We start from the raw sequence: 16,718 nt of genomic DNA on the forward strand, positions 1-16,718 counted from the left end.
TTCGTGAACTCCATTCTCTTCATCGTCTTCGTGCCGCTGCTCGCCGCGGTCGTTGCCGGGCTGGGCAACAAGCAGCTCGGCAATGTCCCGGCGAAGGTCATCACCACTGGATCGCTGGCGATCTCTTGCCTGCTGTCGTGGCCGATCTTCCTGTCGTTCCTGAGCGGCAGCGCCGAGGCCAGCGTGACCCCGGTGCTGCAATGGGTGCAGTCGGGCACGATGGCCTTCGACTGGGCGCTGCGGGTCGACTCGCTGACTGCGGTCATGCTGGTGGTGATCACCAGCGTCTCGTTCCTCGTGCACCTCTATTCGTGGGGCTACATGAGCGAGGAGCCCGACCAGCCGCGCTTCTTCGCCTACCTCTCGCTGTTCACCTTCGCGATGCTGATGCTGGTGACTGCGGACAACCTGGTGCAGATGTTCTTCGGCTGGGAGGGGGTCGGCCTCGCGTCCTACCTGCTGATCGGCTTCTGGTTCCGCAAGCCATCGGCCTGCGCCGCGGCGATCAAGGCCTTCGTGGTCAACCGCGTCGGCGATCTCGGCTTCATGCTCGGCATCTTCGGCACCTATCTGGTGTTCGACACCGTCTCGATCCCCGAGATCCTGGCTGCCGCGCCGTCGATGGCCGGATCGACCATCGGCTTCCTCGGCTACCGGCTCGATACGATGACCGTGCTGTGCGTGCTGTTGTTCATCGGCGCGATGGGCAAGTCAGCCCAACTTGGGCTGCACACCTGGCTGCCGGACGCGATGGAGGGCCCGACCCCGGTCTCGGCGCTGATCCACGCCGCGACCATGGTCACTGCCGGCGTTTTCATGGTCTGCCGCCTCTCGCCGATGTTCGTGGTGAGTCCCACCGCACTGGGCTTCGTCACCTTCATCGGCGCCGCCACCTGCTTCTTCGCCGCGACGGTCGGAACGACGCAGTGGGACATCAAGCGGGTGATCGCCTATTCGACCTGCTCGCAGCTGGGCTACATGTTCTTCGCCGCCGGCGTTGGCGCCTTCGGCTCGGCCATGTTCCACCTGTTCACCCACGCCTTCTTCAAGGCGCTCCTGTTCCTCGGTGCCGGCTCGGTGATCCACGCGATGCACCACGAGCAGGACATGCGTTACTACGGTGCGCTGCGGAAGGAGATCCCGATCACCTTCTGGGCCATGATGATGGGCACCCTGGCCATCACCGGGGTCGGCATCGTCGACGTGTTCGGCTTCGCCGGGTTCTACTCGAAGGACTCCATCCTCGAAGCAGCCTATGGCGCCGGGACCGAACTAGGCGGCTTTGCCTTCTGGTGCGGCATCACCGCCGCGCTGATGACCAGCTTCTATTCGTGGCGCCTGGTGTTCCTGACCTTCTACGGCCAACCGCGCTGGGCCGCCTCGGAGCACATCCAGCACGCGGTGCATGACAGTCACGATCATGGTCATGACGACCACGCTCACGCGCACGACCACGCGCATGATGATCATGGCCACGCCCATGACCACGGGGCCAGCCACGATGGCACCGGCGGCTACCACCCGCACGAGAGCCCCTGGGTCATGCTGGTGCCGCTGATCGTGCTGAGCCTGGGCGCGGTGCTGGCTGGCTATGTCTTCCACCATGCTTTCATCAGCGAGGGCACGGGCGAGTTCTGGCAGGGTAGCCTGGTTTTTGCCGAGCACACCATCCATGCGATGCACGCCGTGCCGACCTGGGTGAAATGGGCTCCGTTCACGGTGATGGCCCTGGGCTTTGCCACAGCCTGGTACGCGTACCTGAAGAACCCCAGCCTGCCGGCCGCCTTTGTCGAGCAGCTGGGCGTCATCCACCAGTTCGTCTTCCGCAAGTGGTACTTCGACGAGCTCTATGCCTTCCTGTTCGTCCGCCCGGCCTTCTGGTTCGGCCGGGTGTTCTGGAAGCAGGGCGACGTCGGGATTATCGACCGCTTCGGCCCGAACGGCGCCGCCTGGGTCGTCGCGCAGGGTGCGCGCGTCGCCCAGCGGGTGCAGTCCGGTTATCTTTACAGCTATGCGCTGGTCATGCTCATCGGGCTTGTGATGGGGATCAGCTACGTGGTGGTGCGCTGATGCGCGCGGCGGCCACGAGCGGGGGTAGAAAGTAATGTCCGGGTTTCCCATCCTCACGCTGATGCTGCTTGTGCCGCTGGCCGGCGCGGTCGGCTGCCTGGTCTCCGGTGACCGCGGCGCACGGCAGATCGCGCTTGTTGCCACGCTGATCGATCTGGCATTGGGCGCGGTGCTTTGGTCAGGCTATCAGATCGGTGGACCGCAGTGGCAGTTCGTCGAGCATGTGCCGCTGTTCGCCGGCTTCTCCTGGGCGCTGGGGATCGACGGGATCGCGCTGCTGCTGATCCTGCTGTCGGTTTTCCTGATGCCGATCTGCATCGGCGCGAGCTGGGAGGCGGTGACCAAGCGGGTCGGCGAATACTACGCTGCCTTCCTGCTGATGGAGACGCTGATGATCGGCGTGTTCGCGGCCCAGGACCTCTACCTGTTCTACATCATGTTCGAGGCCGGCCTGATCCCGATGTACCTGATCATCGGCATCTGGGGCGGCCAGGACCGGATCTACGCCAGTTACAAGTTCTTCCTCTACACGCTGCTCGGTTCGGTGCTGATGCTGATCGCGATGCTGTGGATGGCGCACGAGGCCGGCACCACCGACATTCCGACGCTGATGGCCTATGACTTCGCGCCCACCGCGCAGACCTGGCTGTTCCTGGCCTTCTTCGCCAGCTTCGCGGTGAAGATGCCGATGTGGCCGGTCCACACCTGGCTGCCAGACGCCCACGTTCAGGCGCCGACCGCCGGTTCGGTGATCCTCGCCGGCGTGCTGCTGAAGATGGGCGGCTACGGCTTCATCCGCTTCTCGCTCCCGATGTTCCCTGAAGCTTCGGCTCAGTTTTCGGGTCTGGTCTTCGCGCTGTCGATGATCGCGGTGGTGGTCACCTCGCTCATCGCGCTGGTTCAGCACGACATGAAGAAGCTGATCGCCTATTCGTCGGTGGCGCACATGGCGATCGTCACGATCGGCCTGTTCGCCTTCAACGTGCAGGGCCTCGAAGGCGCGATGATCGTGATGCTCAGCCACGGACTGGTCTCGGGTGCGTTGTTCCTGTGCGTCGGCATCATCTACGATCGGCTGCACACCCGCGAGATCGACCGTTACGGCGGGCTCTCGATCAACATGCCGCGCTACGCCCTGTTTTTCCTGCTGTTCACGATGGCCTCGATCGGCCTTCCCGGCACCAGCGGCTTCGTTGGCGAGTTCCTCTCGCTCGGCGGGATCTACCAGGTGTCGAGCTGGGTGGCGCTGGTCTGCACAACGGGCATTATCCTGGGTGCGGCCTACATGCTCTACCTTTATCGCCGTGTCGCCTTTGGCGAGCAGCAGCACGCCGATGCCGCGGCCATGACCGACCTGACCCCGCGCGAGCTGGCGATGGTCGTCCCGCTTGCGCTCGCGGTGCTGTGGATGGGGGTCTATCCTGAAAGCTTCCTGGCGCCGATGCGCGCCGATATCGCCGCGCTGGACGCGCGCGTCGCCCGGGCCAAGCCGGCCGGCGATGCCAAGGTCACGCCCGGCAAACCCGTTGTACATGATGCCGCCCATGCTCAGCATGGTGCCGCGCCCGAGGGGGCCCACTGATGGACTGGTCGCAGTCGCTGCGCCTGATCGCGCCTGAAGAAACTCTGTCCCTTGCCGGGCTGGCCCTGTTGCTCGTCGCGGCCTGGGCTGGCGACAAGGCTGCGCGGGCGATCTCGATCGCGGCAGTCAGCGTGCTCGTTGCTGTCATGGCGCTGGTGGCCCCGGCGCTGTGCAACGGAGCGATGGGCCCGGAAACCGTGGCCTTCGCCGGCCAGATGACGGCCGATGCCTTCGCCAGTTTCGCCAAATTGCTGATTTACGGTTCGGCCGCGGTGGCGCTGGTGGTGGCGCCCAGCTTCTTCGAGCGGGTCGGGGCGATGCGCGCCGAGTATCCGGTGCTTATCCTGTTCGCCGCGATCGGCACTGGGATGATGGTCTCGGCCGGGGATTTCCTGACCCTGTACATCGGCCTCGAGATGAACTCGCTCGCCAGCTACGTCCTCGCTGCCTTCCTGCGCAGCGACGACCGCTCGGCCGAGGCGGGGCTCAAGTACTTCGTGCTCGGCGCGCTCGCCAGTGGCATCCTGCTGTTCGGGATCAGCCTGACCTATGGCTTCACCGGGACGACCAGTTTCGCTGGCGTCCATGCCGCACTGGGCGGCGGGCTGAACACCGGGATGGTGTTCGGGATTGTCTTCGTGCTGGCCGGGATCGCCTTCAAGATTGCTGCCGTGCCGTTCCACATGTGGACCCCCGACGTCTACGAGGGCGCGCCGACCCCCGTGACCTTGTTCTTCGCCACGGCTCCCAAGGTCGGCGCGCTGGGCATGCTGATGCGCGTCGCCATCGTTGCTTTCGGCAGCGCGGCCGGGGCCTGGCAGCAGATCGTGATCTTCGCAGCCGTCGCCTCGATCGTGATTGGCGCACTGGGCGCGATCGGCCAGCGCAACATCAAGCGCCTGCTCGCCTATTCGTCGATCAACAATGTCGGCTTCATCCTGATCGGCCTGGCGATCGCCACGCCGCAGGGGTCTGCCGCGATGCTGACCTACCTGGCGATCTATGTCGCGATGACGGTGGGTAGTTTCGTCGTCGTACTGATGCTGCGCGATGCCGATGGCAACCCGGTTGAGGATCTCGCCGACGTGGCCGGCCTTTCGCGCACCCAGCCGCTGCTGGCCGCGGGCATGGCGATCGTGATGTTCAGCCTGGCGGGCATCCCGCCGCTGTTCGGGTTCTGGGGCAAGTTCGTGGTGTTCCAGGCCGCGGTCGATGCGGGGTTCGTCCCGCTCGCCGCGATCGGTATCGCCGCCTCGGTGATCGGCGCCTTCTACTATCTCAAGGTCGTCAAGGTGATGTACTTCGACGAGCCGGCTGACAAGGTTGCGGGCGAGCGCGAGCTGGCACACACCGTGCTGCTGGTCGGTACGGGGTTGTTCCTCTCGCCGCTCGGCTACCTGCTGACCAAGTGGCTCGGCGGGCTGTCCGGCGCCGCGGCTCTGGCGCTGTTCCACTTTGCCTGATCCGGCTCCCCCTGGCGGCCATGCTGGCGCCGGGGTGGAGGTCGTGGCCCAAACCGGATCGACCAACGCCGACCTGATCGCCCGGCTCGCTGCCGGCGGGCGAGTGGCCGAGGGTCAGTGGCTGGTGGCCGACCGTCAGACTGCCGGCAAGGGCCGGCAGGGCCGGGTCTGGAGTGACGGGCAGGGCAACTTCATGGGCTCAACCCTGGTCCACGCCCGGCGCGGTGATCCTCCGCTGCACACGCTGGCGCTGGTTGCCGGACTGGCCGTGCTGGCAGCGGTGGGCGAGCGGCTCGCCCCACCGCGGCAGGCCCTGCTGAAGTGGCCCAACGATCTGCTGATCGGGCCCGCCAAGCTTGCCGGCATCCTGCTTGAGCGCAGCGGCGATGCAGTGGTGATCGGGGTTGGGGTCAACCTGGTCGAAGCCCCCGCCATTCCCGGGCGCGAGACCGTTGCGCTGGCCCGGTTCGGACCGGCGCCCGATCGCGACACCTTTGCGGCTGATCTGGCCCGGGCCTTCGCAGCCGAGCTCCAGCGCTGGCGCGACTATGGACTGGGCCCGGTGATTGCCCGCTGGCAGGCTGCGGCTCATCCTCTTGGCACGCCGCTTTTGGTGGGTGAGCCGGGCGAGGCGCCGCTGGTCGGTACTTTCGGGGGGCTCGACGCCGATGGGGCCTTGCTCTTGCGCGGGCATGACGGCACGACGCGCACGATCCACGCGGGCGAGGTGCGGCTCGCCCCTTCTGGGACAGGAACGGACTGATGCTGCTGGCGATCGACCTGGGCAATACCAATGTGGTCTTCGCGCTGTTCGAGGGACGCCGGATCCGCGCGCGCTGGCGCATCGCCACCGATCCGCGGCGCACCGGCGACGAATACGCCGTCTGGCTCTCGCAGCTGCTCGCGCTCGAAGGGGTGGAACGGAGCGCGGTTGACCAGATCATTGTCTCCACCGTGGTTCCGCGCGCGCTCCACAACATCCAGGTCCTGGCTGACAAGTACTTCGGCGTGACCCCGCTGATCGCAGGCGAGGGCGCGGCCGACTATGCGATGGCGATCGATGTAGACCAGCCGCGTTCGCTTGGTGCCGACCGTGCGGTCAATGCGGTGGCCGCCCACGCCCGCTACAGTGGTGACCTGATCATCGTCGATTTCGGGACCGCGACGACCTTCGACGCGGTGGACTTCAACGGTGCCTACAAGGGCGGGATCATCGCGCCCGGGATCAATCTGTCGCTGGATGCGCTGGTCGGGAACACCGCCAAGCTGCCGCGCATTGCGATCGAGGCTCCGCGCTCGACCAGCGTGATCGGGACCAATACCGAAGACCAGATGCTGATCGGGGTGTTCTGGGGTTATGTTGCCATGATGGAGGGTCTGATCGACCGGATGAAGCAGGAAATCGGCCGCCCCGCCAAGGTGATCGCCACCGGCGGGCTGGCCGTGCTGTTCGACAAGCACACGACGATCTTCGATGCGGTCGATCCCGACCTGACGCTCGACGGGCTGGCCTTGCTTGCCGAAAGGGCAGCACGCCAGTGACCCCCGGAAAGGAACTGCTGTTTTGCGCGCTCGGTGGCTCGGGCGAGATCGGGATGAACGTCAACCTCTACGGCTGCGATGGCAAGTGGCTGATGGTCGACCTTGGCATGACCTTCAGCGGCAATGAGTATCCCGGCGTCGATCTGGTCTTCGCCGATCTCGATTTCATCGAGCGCGAGCGCGACAACCTGATCGGCGTGGTCCTGACCCATGCGCACGAAGACCATATCGGAGCAGTGCCGTACTTTGCCGAGGAGCTGGGGGTACCGCTCTATGCCACCCCGTTCACTGCCCGGTTGGTCCGCTCCAAGCTGGACGAGGCGGGGATTGCCAACCGGGTCAAGCTGCACGTGATCGACCACCTCGATCGCTTCCAGCTGGGGCCGTTCGGCATTCGGTATGTGCCGCTGGCGCATTCCATCGCCGAGGGCAACGCCCTGTTGATCGACACGCCCTATGGCCGGATCTTCCACACCGGCGACTGGAAGCTGGATGACGAGCCGCAGATCGGCGTCCCCGCCACGACAGCCGAACTGACGGCGATCGGTGATGAGGGCGTTCTGGCGTTGGTCTGCGATTCGACCAATGTGTTCAATCCCGAGGGCTCCGGGTCCGAGGGCGAGGTGCGCCGCGGCCTGCTGGCTGAGGTTGAGAAGCATGCCGGCAAGCGCGTGCTGGTCACCACATTCGCCTCCAACGTCGCCCGGTTGCAGACCCTGGCTGATGTTGCCGAGGCGACTGGTCGGCGGCTCTGCGTTGCCGGCCGTTCGCTCGACCGGATCATCGGCGCGGCCCAGGCGAGCGGCTATCTGAAAGGCTTTCCGGAGCTTGTCGATCCGGACACCGCCATGGGGTTGCCGCGCGGCGACGTGTTGATCGTCGCGACCGGCGGCCAGGGCGAGCCGCGAGCGGCGCTGGCGCGGATTGCCGAGGGCCATCACGACATCGCGCTGGATCGCGGCGACGTGGTGCTGTTCTCCAGTCGGCAGATCCCGGGCAACGAGATCGCGATCGGCCGGATCCAGAACAAGCTGGCCGCCGATGGGGTGACGATCGTCACCGACCGGCAGAGCATGATCCACGTCTCGGGCCATCCGGGGCGGCCCGAATTGCTGGCGCTCTATGGCTGGATCCGTCCGCAGATCCTTGTCCCGGTGCATGGCGAGATGCGCCACATGAGCGAGCAGGGCAGGCTCGGGCGCGAGGCGGGTATTCCGCGCCAGGTGGTGCAGAAGAACGGCGACCTGGTCCGGCTGGCCCCTGGCAAGCCCGGAAAGTTCGGCGAGGTGCGCGCCGGCCGGCTCGTGCTCGACGGCGACATCATCGCCCCGGCCGACGGCCCGGGCATCGTCATGCGGCGCCGCCTTGCGCTCAATGGCCTTGTCATGGTGGCGGTCGACGGGCGCGGTCATGTCGAGGTGGCGGGCATGGGCCTGCCGCTTGAAGAGGACTATGCCGATTTCTGCACCGAGGCAGCCGAGGACGTCAGGAAGGCGCTGGCTGCGCTGAAGGGGGGAGCGCGCAAGGACCGCGATGCCCGCACTGAGGCCGCCCGCCTGGCCGCGCGGCGCGCGGCGACGCGATGGTCGGGCAAGAAGCCGCAGGTCCAGGTCATGTTGCTGGAGGGCTGAGGCGATGCGCTGGACCTCGATCCTGGCGATTTACACGCTGTTCTGGGTGCTGTCGGCCTTCCTCGTCCTGCCCTTCGGGGTACGCACGGCCGAGGAGGATGGGGCGCCTCGGATCGCCGGCCAGGCCGAGAGCGCACCGACCAGCTTCTCGTTCAAACGGCTCGCCCGCCGTGCCACGCTGCTCTCGCTGGCGCTGTTCGCACTGTTCTACCTGAACTACGTCAACGGCTGGATCGTCGCCGCCGATCTTGACGTCAGCCGCTTCTATCGCGGACCGGCGCGGACCTGACGCTCTCGCGATGCCTGGGCTGCGACTGGCCCGTGCTGGGGGCGCGGTTCTTGGTCAGGTCCGCAGACGCTCGATCGATTGGGCCAGCAGCACGTAAAGCTTGCCCATGTCGGACGACAGCAGGGTTACGCCCAGCGCATGGCCGTCGCGGGTCGACAGCAACTGGCGCAGCATCGCTTCGAAATCGTGGATGTAGCGGCTGACGTGGCCGCGGAACTCGTGGTCCTCTTCGTAGAGGCGCACGATCTCGCGCTGTTCGGTGGCATCGGCCAGGCGGAGCGCTCGCCGGGTGAAGACCCCGCGGTCGCCCTTGAGATAGGCGGCCCAGGCCATGTCGGTCACCTCGGTCGACAGCGCCTTGGCCACATCAATCGCGTTGGAATTGAGCGATTCGGTGATCAGCGCCACCCGCCGCGAGAAGTCGTTGTCGACCTGCTCTTCCGCCTTCTCACGGGCCCGGGCAACGCGCTGCTCGAGATTGCCGGTCAGTTCGTTGACCTTGCTGAGCTGGTCGCGCAGCTGGACCGTGGCCTCGCGGCTGACCCCGGCGGCGTGGCTCGCGGCCTGCTCGAGCGCACCGACCGCTTCGGCCAAACGCAAGCGCATCGCGCGGTCGATCGCCGCCGCGCTCTCCTCCCCCAGTCGCTCGGCCACGGCCGAGATCGCGCCGGAGGTATCATCGGTAAGCGTCTGGGCGGCGCTGCGGGCCGCTGCCTCGAGGCTGTCGATCGCCGCGGTCAGCTGGCTCGCGGCTCGTTCGGTAAGGGCATCGGTGCGGGCGCCGATATCGACCAGCGCCTCGCGGATGTCGCCAACCGCCATGCTGTAGTCCTCGTTCTGCGCCGACAGCGAGCGCTGCAGCTGTTCGAGCTCGGCAAAGGTGGCCTTCAGGCTGCCTCTGGTTTCCTCGGCGCTCCGGGCGAGGCTGTTGCCCTGTTCGCGCGCCTCGCCGACGCTCTCACGCAGGGCGGCAACCCGTGCCTCCCAGTCGACCAGCGCCCCTTCACCGCGCGACAGGGCAGCAGGCAGCTCCTCGCCCGACTGGCGCGCGCTGGCCTGGAGCAATTCGAGCAGGCGCACGGCGCCGTCGGTCAGCTGGTCGATGGTCGCGCTGGTGCCGTTCAGGGCTTCGCGGCTGCCGGTGAGGCGATCGGCGAGCGTGGCCAGGCTTGACCCCAGCGTATCCTCGGCCTGGTTGCCGAAGGCGGAAATCGCCGCGATCCGTTCGGACAGGGCTTCAAGCCGGGCGCTGATCGCTACGGCGCTGTCGGCCAGCTCCTGCTGGCGCGTCGATTGCTCGGCCACGCGCTTGGCCAGCTCCTCGTCGAGCTGGCGGAACAGTTCGGCGGCGCGGGAGAGTTCACCGGCGTGGCGTTCGCGTGCCTGGTCGAGCCGCTGGTCCATTTCCTCGGAGAACAGGCGGTTGCGCTCGGCCAGCCGCTGGTCGAACTCCTGCGCCTCTTCCGACAGCTTTTCGATCCGTCGTGTCGCGGCATCGAGCGCATCGCGGTCAAGCCGGTCGAGCCGCTGCACCACGCCAGCGATCTCGGCCTCGACGCGGTCCTTGGCGGCGATCAGGGCTGCCAGCGCGCCGCTTTCCCCGTCACGCAGTGCCCGGGCGAGGGCATGGCCCTCGTCGCGCAGCGCGGCGAGCCTTGCCCGCAACGAGGTAAGCGCCTCGGCCTCTTGCTGTTCGAGCTGGCTACGGGTTCGGCCGAGTTCCTCATCGAGCAATGCGGCGCGGTGCTGCAGCCCGGCCAGCGCGTCGCTCTCGTCGGCGCTGAGGCGGTCGCGCAGCTGGCCCGCGCGATGCTCGAGCATCTCGATCCGGGCCGAGACTGTGGCCTGCACCTGATCGAGCCGGGTGTCGAACAGCGCGAGCGAGGCGTCGACCCGCTCGTGCAGGCCGGCGATCGCATCGGTGCTGGTACGGCCGGCCCCGGCCAGCCGGACAAAGCCGTCGGTCAGCTCGCCGAGTGCGGTCTGGGCGGCGTTGCTGGCATGGCCGATCGTGTTGGCCAAATCCTTGGTCGAGCTGGCAATGACCGGCAGTTGGCCGCGCAGCCGCTCCATGTTGTCGAGCGCGGTAGTAGAGACCCCGGCGATGGCATCGACCTGGGCACCATTGTCGCGGATCAGGTCCTGCAGCCGGCCGGCCTGTTCGGACAGGCGGTCGGCCGCCACTCGCCCGAGCGATTCCAGATCACGCGCCTGCGCGGCGATGAACTCGCGGGCGAGGCTGAGCTCGCGGTTGACCACCGTCAGGCGGCCCTCCAGCCGCGCGGATTCTGCCGCCAGCAGGCGGGCCGCATCGCCGAACCGGCCAGCCTCGCGGCGGCTGTTGCGCATTGCCAGCAGCCACAGCACGCCAATGAGCAGCAGCGGGACAGCCCAGTCGACGACCAGCGCAATGCCTTCGCGCGGGGTCAGCCCGGCGCTGATGGTGCGGCGTTGAGCCCACAGGAAGAAACCGCTCCAGCCGCAGGCCGCAAGGCCGGCAAGCGCGGCGGGCAATGCCTCACGCCAGCGATTGCGTTCCACCGTCCAGGCTGCGGATGTGTCGGCCTGGTCCCCGTCGTCCCAGACCGGGGCCGCCGTCTCGGCCGAATCTGCCTGCGGCAGTGTAGTGTCCTCGCCCGTCAGCGGCGTTTCGCCGCCGGGCCCGATCGCGACAATGCGCTTTCCCCCAGTCATGCCGGTACGCTACCACGCAGACCAGCGGCGAGAAACCCCGCCTTAACCCTCTTCGTCGCATAAGCAGCGCCATGGTTCTTCATGCCGGCGCCCTTGATGAGACCCTGGCCGCGGCCGCCGGGAGCGATCCCGCGCTGGCGGCGGAACTCCGCGCCGCCTTTGCCGAGAGCCTGGCCAACCATGTCAACCTGCTGCAGCGCGCGCGTTGCGATGCCAACTGGCACGTGGCGGCCTTGCGCATCCGCGGGTTGGCGGCGAGCTTTCAGGTCCAGCCGCTGATCGACCTCGCCGATGCCGCACTGGCTGCCGCCCCCGGCGAGCCGACTGTGGTGCGTGCCCTGTCCGGCTTCGCCGCCGATCTGGCGGGGACCGGTCCTGCCTGAACGCTGCGGCCGGGACCGTCCGGCTGAACCGACCGTTTCACGATCACCGCCGGGAGCTTGGGCTTGGCAGGTCCGGGCCGCGGTTCTACAACCGCGCGTCCGCGGCCATGTCCGCGGCATGGCAGGAGACGGGGTCTGCGCGTCGGATTGTTGACTGCAAGCGAGCCGGCCATTGCGGGGCAGGCTCCCGCGCCCGCGTTTCTGCGGGTCGGTGGCGCCCTGGTCGCCCGGCACCAGGTGGCTCTGGCGCTGGCTGCGGGCTGCCGCCGGATCGTGGTCATCGCCCGTGACTTCACAGCCGAGTTCGCCAGCCTTCAGCGCGATGCCGAGGAGGCTGGCGCGTCATTCCACGTGGTCGCTGCGGCAACCGGGCTGACTGGTCTGGTAACAGCCGCCGACGAGGTGCTGGCGCTGGCCGAGGGGCTGCTACCGACCCCCGGCGACGCGCTGCCGCTGTTTGCTAGCGGGCAGGGGGTCATCGTGCTTCCCGCCGACCACGGCACTGCGGCCGGATTTGAGCGGATCGACCTTGCCCAAGCCTGGGCCGGGATGATGCTGGTGCCAGGCCGGCTGGTCGATCGGCTCATGGACCTGCCTGCCGATGTCGATGCCGTTTCGGCGTTGTTGCGGATCGCGCTACAGGCGGGTGTCTCGTTGCGGCCCGTGCCTGAGGCGGTGCGCAGCGGCGGTCGCTGGCTGCTGATCCGTAACGAGGTCGATGCCCAGGCCGCCGAAGAGGGCTGGATGGTGCGCCACACCGCCGATGGACCGGGTACGCCGGGTCCGGCGATGGCGCGACTGCTGGTGCGGCACTTTGGCGCCGCCATGCTGCACGAGGGCAGCAGCCGCATCATCGGCCTCGGTCTTTCGGGGTTGTTGGCCATTCTTGCCCTGGCAGCCGGGTGGTTCGGCAGCCTCGTCGGCGGCTTCGCCCTGCTGGCCGCGGCGGAGGTGGTGCTGGGAACCAGCTTGCTCCTGGTCAGCTTGCACCAGGGTGCGCTACGCCAAGGGCCGCGTCGGCTGTGGGCCTCGGGCGCCGCTGGTGTGGCATTCGATCTGGCGCTGGTTGCACTGCTCGTTCTGGCGCTGCCGCTTTTGCCCGGACAGACCCTGGCTGAACGCGGATTTCCTGCGGTGGTCTTGCTCGGGCTGTTGCGGGTTCTGCCGAGGGTCCTCCCTGGCCGGGTGATGGCCTGGCTCGAGGACCGGTTGGTTCTGACCGCGCTGTTCGCGGTGCTGGCCGCAGGCCACGTGCTGGCCCCCGCAATTCTGGGGATGAGCCTCGTTCTCCTGATGGCGGCGCTGGTGCTGATCGGTAGACGGGATGCCGCCAAGGCAACAATCATAACCGGGGCTTAACCACGCTGTTCTATTCCACCGCCATGAACTCCGCTGGTCCGCCAATCCCGGATGCCGTGTCCGGCCTCGATCCCTTGTGGAACGAACTCGCGCGCGACCGCCGCGATGGTGCTGCACTCGGACCGGTTCTGCGGCATCTGGTCCGTGGAGAGAGCAATCCGTTGCTGGGCGAGGAGCCGATTGCCCGCACCCGCGCGATGGTCGCTTCGCTTACGGTCGAGCTGCTGCGCCCGCTGGGCGAGCCGGAGGTTGCTGTCTGGAACGACGCGCTGGGCGCTGCGCTGATCGATACGGCTGGCCTGGTTGACCACGTTCACGCTCTGGCGGTGGAAGGGCAGGTCCTGGCGCGCCTTGCCGAACGGGGTATCGATCCGCTGCTGCCACCGCTGGTGCAGGACCGGATCAGTGCCAGTGATCCGCAGCTTGCCGGTCTGGCCATGACGCTGATGGCTGCTCAGACCCGGTTCGTGCGCCGCCACCAGCGCATGGAGCTGGCTGCGGCGGACCTGCCGGCGGACCTGTTCGGCGCGGCGATCTCTACCTTGGCTCGCCGGACCGCCGATGCGGGGGCCGAGGCGGTAGCCGCATGGCGCGCCGGATTCGATGAGCGGCGTGGACGGTTGGGCCTGCTCGCGCAGCTCGGATTGGGCTTGGGCGACGATTTTGCGGCCGCGCTGGACCCGGCGCAGGCTGGTTTCTCGCTGTTTGTGACCGCCGTGTCGCTCCTCACCGGACAGGATCGTGACGAGGTCCTGCTCGCCGCGGCAAGCGGCCGGCCGCTGCGCCTGGCACTCCTGCTGGCGGCGGCCGGGCTCGAACCGGCCGCGCGCGAGGCCGTGATCCTCTGCCTTCAGCCCGAAGCAAGCCCGCCGCCGCACTGGTTCCTGGTTGACAGCCATCAGGCAGCCGAACTCCTGGCGCAGGGGCAGGGGGGATGACCACGCCTCCACTCGCGCCACCCTCGGTGCCGCAGGTTCACGGGGCGATTGCCCGGACCGATTCTGAGGACCGCTTGGTGGCCGCGGACGAGCCGCTGCTCGGCCTGCAACTGCGCTGCGGTGGCGATGTGCCTGGCGCCATCGCCATTCCTGCGCTGCGCGAGGCAGTGGGCAAGGCGCGTGCGCTCGGCTTGCGGATTGCCCGCCCGATCATTGCCCAGGACGGAGCCGAGAGCGTGACGGCCTGGGTCGAGATCGAACCGGCTGTCGATGGTTGCCAGATCGAGCTCAGGCACTGGCGGTCCAGGCCCCTGCCGGTCGAGGATGAGGCTGCAATCGCACGACGCAAGCTGGCGGTCGAGCGCCAGATCGCCGAACTCCACGCGCGGCTCGATGCGCGCCAGAACGTCCTTTACGCCGCAGCCGAATCGACCGAGCTGGCGGCGCTCGCCGCGCGGATGGACAGCGCCCGCGGGCGGCCCTGGACCGATTTCGTCTCGATCCCGGGCAGTGCCCATCAGCAGCCGCTGCACTGGCGGCTGCTCGATGGCGCCCCGGTCGCGGTGGAAGGATCGGCCCGGCCCTGGCGGGCGACGCTGGTTCCGGTGGGCCTGCCTGGCAGCGAGCCTGCCGGGTTCGAGCTTTACCTCGGCTCGGACCTTCCCGCCGCCTCGCAGTCTGAGGCGAACCCGGTGGCAGCCCAGATCCGCGCACGGATGATCGGCCGCGAGGTGGCCCCGGTGCTGCGCCAGCCCATCGCCCGGATCATCGCCAATGCGGAAACCATTCGCTCCAGGCTCGCCGGCCCGCTCAGCGAGGAATACAGCGCCTATGCCGCCGATATCGCCACGGCTGGCCAGCACCTGCTCGCGCTGATCGATGATCTGACCGATCTCGAAGTGGTCGAGGCGGATGATTTCAGCACTGCGCCCGATCGGATCGATCTTGCCGAGGTGGCGCGGCAAGCTGCCGGCATTCTTGGCGTCAAGGCGCGCGAGCGCGGCATCGTCATCGATGCACCGCGTCCCGGCGAAAGCCTGCCCGCAGTCGCCGAGTTCCGCCGCGTGCTCCAGGTCCTGCTCAACCTGGTCGGAAATGCCCTGCGTTATGCTCCGGAAGGGTCGCAGATCTGGATCCGGCTTGAGGACGAGGCTGGCCTTGCGCGGGTGATCGTGGCTGACCAGGGACCGGGGCTCGATCCCGCGCAGCAGCGCAAGGTATTCGAGAAGTTCGAGCGGCTTGGCCGCAGCGGCGATGGCGGCTCGGGGCTGGGGCTTTACATCTCGCGCCGCCTCGCCCGCGCGATGGGCGGCGACCTCACCGTTGACAGCGCGCCTGGCCAGGGCGCGCGTTTCGTGCTGACGGTCCCGGGCGATCTGCCGGTTTCACGCTGACCCTCATTTTCGCTGGCTTGCGCCGCGCCCACCAACAACAACGGCGCCGATCCCGGGATCGGCGCCGTTTCTTGCTCGGTTGGTCTCGCGATCAGCGCTGGCTGAGCGGCACGTAGTCGCGCTGCGTCGGGCCGGTGTAGAGTTGCCGCGGACGGCCGATCTTCTGGCCCGGGTCCGAAATCATCTCGTTCCACTGCGCCACCCAGCCAACGGTGCGGGCCAGGGCAAACAGCACAGTGAACATGGTGGTCGGGAAGCCGATCGCCGACAGAATGATGCCCGAGTAGAAGTCCACGTTGGGGAACAGCTTCTTCTCGACGAAGTAAGGATCGTTGAGTGCGATTTCCTCAAGCCGCAGCGCGGTCTCGAACAGCGGGTCGGTGACCTTGAGTGCGTCGAACACCTCGCGGACGGTCTTCTGCATGACCGTCGCGCGCGGATCGTAGTTCTTGTAGACGCGGTGGCCGAAGCCCATCAGGCGGAACGGATCGTTCTTGTCCTTGGCGCGTGCGATGTAGTGCGGGATCTTGTCCGGAGTCCCGATTTCCTTGAGCATGTTGAGTGCGGCTTCGTTCGCACCGCCATGCGCCGGGCCCCACAGGCAGGCGATGCCGGCCGCGATGCAGGCGAAGGGATTGGCGCCCGAGGATCCGGCGAGCCGCACCGTCGAGGTCGACGCGTTCTGCTCATGATCGGCGTGGAGGATGAAGATCCGGTCCATCGCCTTCTCGACCGCCGGGATTACCTCGTATTCTTCGGCCGGAACGCCGAAGGTCATGCGCAGGAAGTTGCCGGCATAGGACAGATCGTTGCGCGGATAGACAAAGGGCTGGCCGACCGAATACTTGTAGGCCATCGCTGCGATCGTCGGCATCTTGGCGATCAGGCGGTGGGCGCTGATCCGGCGCTGGTCGGGATCGGAGATGTCGGTCGAATCGTGGTAGAAGGCCGAGAGCGCGCCGACCACGCCGCACATCACCGCCATGGGGTGTGCGTCACGGCGGAAACCGCTGAAGAAGCTGCTGAGCTGCTCGTGCACCATGGTGTGGCGCGTGATCGTGCGGGTGAAATCGGTGAGTTCGGCCTGGCTCGGCAGTTCGCCGTTGAGCAGCAGGTAGCAGACCTCCATGAAGCTGGAGCCCTCGGCCAGTTGGCCGATCGGATAGCCGCGATGGAGCAGCACGCCCTCGTCGCCGTCGATGTAGGTCAGCGCGCTCTCGCAGCTGGCGGTCGAGGTGAAGCCGGGATCATACGTGAACAGCCCGGTCTGGGCATAGAGCTTGCGGATGTCGACCACGTCCGGGCCGACCGAGCCGCTCAGCACGGGAAATTCGAAATCGGCGCCACCGGCGTTCAGCTTTGCGTTACCCACC

13 protein-coding genes and 1 tRNA gene are annotated in these 16,718 nt (G+C 67.5%); 10 read left to right on the top strand and 4 right to left on the bottom strand.

Going from position 1 to position 16,718, the window contains the following annotated elements:
* Window positions 1–3: 3 nt before the first annotated feature.
* Genes nuoL through H7F53_RS10775 form a run of 7 tightly spaced genes read left to right on the top strand, consistent with a single transcriptional unit; the run spans window position 4 to window position 8,577 of the window.
* Window positions 4–2,070 carry an NADH-quinone oxidoreductase subunit L gene (gene nuoL, locus H7F53_RS10745; RefSeq protein WP_185679481.1) on the top strand — a complete coding sequence of 689 codons (2,067 nt, stop codon included), beginning with the start codon at window positions 4–6 and terminating at the stop codon, window positions 2,068–2,070.
* A 34-nt stretch (window positions 2,071–2,104) separates the two neighbouring features.
* Window positions 2,105–3,652 carry an NADH-quinone oxidoreductase subunit M gene (locus H7F53_RS10750; RefSeq protein WP_185679482.1) on the top strand — a complete coding sequence of 516 codons (1,548 nt, stop codon included), beginning with the start codon at window positions 2,105–2,107 and terminating at the stop codon, window positions 3,650–3,652.
* The gene (gene nuoN / locus H7F53_RS10755; RefSeq protein WP_185679483.1) at window positions 3,652–5,115 is read left to right on the top strand and encodes an NADH-quinone oxidoreductase subunit NuoN; all 1,464 of its coding nucleotides are present in this window, start codon (window positions 3,652–3,654) and stop codon (window positions 5,113–5,115) included. Before H7F53_RS10750 ends, nuoN begins: the two co-directional genes overlap by 1 nt.
* 43 nt (window positions 5,116–5,158) lie before the next feature.
* The gene (locus tag H7F53_RS10760) at window positions 5,159–5,878 is read left to right on the top strand and encodes a biotin--[acetyl-CoA-carboxylase] ligase (protein WP_343062022.1); all 720 of its coding nucleotides are present in this window, start codon (window positions 5,159–5,161) and stop codon (window positions 5,876–5,878) included.
* Entirely contained in the window at window positions 5,878–6,657 is a 780-nt protein-coding gene (locus H7F53_RS10765; protein WP_185679485.1) for a type III pantothenate kinase, read from the top strand. The genes H7F53_RS10760 and H7F53_RS10765 overlap by 1 nt, the downstream gene beginning before the upstream one ends.
* Window positions 6,654–8,288 (top strand): MBL fold metallo-hydrolase, encoded by a 1,635-nt coding sequence (locus H7F53_RS10770; protein WP_185679486.1) that lies wholly within the window; start codon window positions 6,654–6,656, stop codon window positions 8,286–8,288. Before H7F53_RS10765 ends, H7F53_RS10770 begins: the two co-directional genes overlap by 4 nt.
* Before the next feature lie 4 nt (window positions 8,289–8,292).
* A complete protein-coding gene (locus H7F53_RS10775; RefSeq protein WP_185679487.1) occupies window positions 8,293–8,577 on the top strand; it encodes a DUF1467 family protein in 285 nt (94 codons plus the stop codon).
* A 54-nt stretch (window positions 8,578–8,631) separates the two neighbouring features.
* On the opposite strand, the gene H7F53_RS10780 is transcribed toward H7F53_RS10775, so the two are convergent.
* Window positions 8,632–11,271 (bottom strand): ATPase, encoded by a 2,640-nt coding sequence (locus H7F53_RS10780; protein WP_185679488.1) that lies wholly within the window; start codon window positions 11,269–11,271, stop codon window positions 8,632–8,634.
* Between the two features lie 71 nt (window positions 11,272–11,342).
* Here H7F53_RS10780 and H7F53_RS10785 point away from each other — a divergent pair, with 71 nt between their 5' ends.
* Together H7F53_RS10785 and H7F53_RS10790 are read left to right on the top strand one after the other, a co-directional pair.
* Window positions 11,343–11,654 (top strand): Hpt domain-containing protein, encoded by a 312-nt coding sequence (locus H7F53_RS10785; protein ID WP_185679489.1) that lies wholly within the window; start codon window positions 11,343–11,345, stop codon window positions 11,652–11,654.
* 150 nt (window positions 11,655–11,804) lie between these two features.
* The gene (locus tag H7F53_RS10790) at window positions 11,805–13,013 is read left to right on the top strand and encodes a hypothetical protein (protein ID WP_185679490.1); all 1,209 of its coding nucleotides are present in this window, start codon (window positions 11,805–11,807) and stop codon (window positions 13,011–13,013) included.
* On the opposite strand, the gene H7F53_RS10795 is transcribed toward H7F53_RS10790, so the two are convergent.
* Window positions 13,010–13,492 (bottom strand): hypothetical protein, encoded by a 483-nt coding sequence (locus H7F53_RS10795; RefSeq protein ID WP_185679491.1) that lies wholly within the window; start codon window positions 13,490–13,492, stop codon window positions 13,010–13,012. The genes H7F53_RS10790 and H7F53_RS10795 overlap by 4 nt on opposite strands.
* A gap of 319 nt (window positions 13,493–13,811) precedes the next feature.
* Window positions 13,812–13,887 (bottom strand) — tRNA-Val (locus H7F53_RS10800).
* A gap of 60 nt (window positions 13,888–13,947) precedes the next feature.
* Between H7F53_RS10800 and H7F53_RS10805 the strand changes: the two genes are divergently transcribed.
* Window positions 13,948–15,345: a sensor histidine kinase gene (locus H7F53_RS10805; RefSeq protein WP_185679492.1), complete on the top strand. Its 1,398-nt coding sequence runs from the start codon at window positions 13,948–13,950 to the stop codon at window positions 15,343–15,345.
* A 91-nt stretch (window positions 15,346–15,436) separates the two neighbouring features.
* Here H7F53_RS10805 and H7F53_RS10810 read toward each other — a convergent pair whose 3' ends face one another.
* Window positions 15,437–16,717: a citrate synthase gene (locus H7F53_RS10810; RefSeq protein WP_185679493.1), complete on the bottom strand. Its 1,281-nt coding sequence runs from the start codon at window positions 16,715–16,717 to the stop codon at window positions 15,437–15,439.
* Between the last annotated feature and the right edge of the window lies 1 nt (window position 16,718).

Source organism: Novosphingobium piscinae, assembly GCF_014230355.1.
Taxonomy (GTDB): domain Bacteria; phylum Pseudomonadota; class Alphaproteobacteria; order Sphingomonadales; family Sphingomonadaceae; genus Novosphingobium; species Novosphingobium piscinae.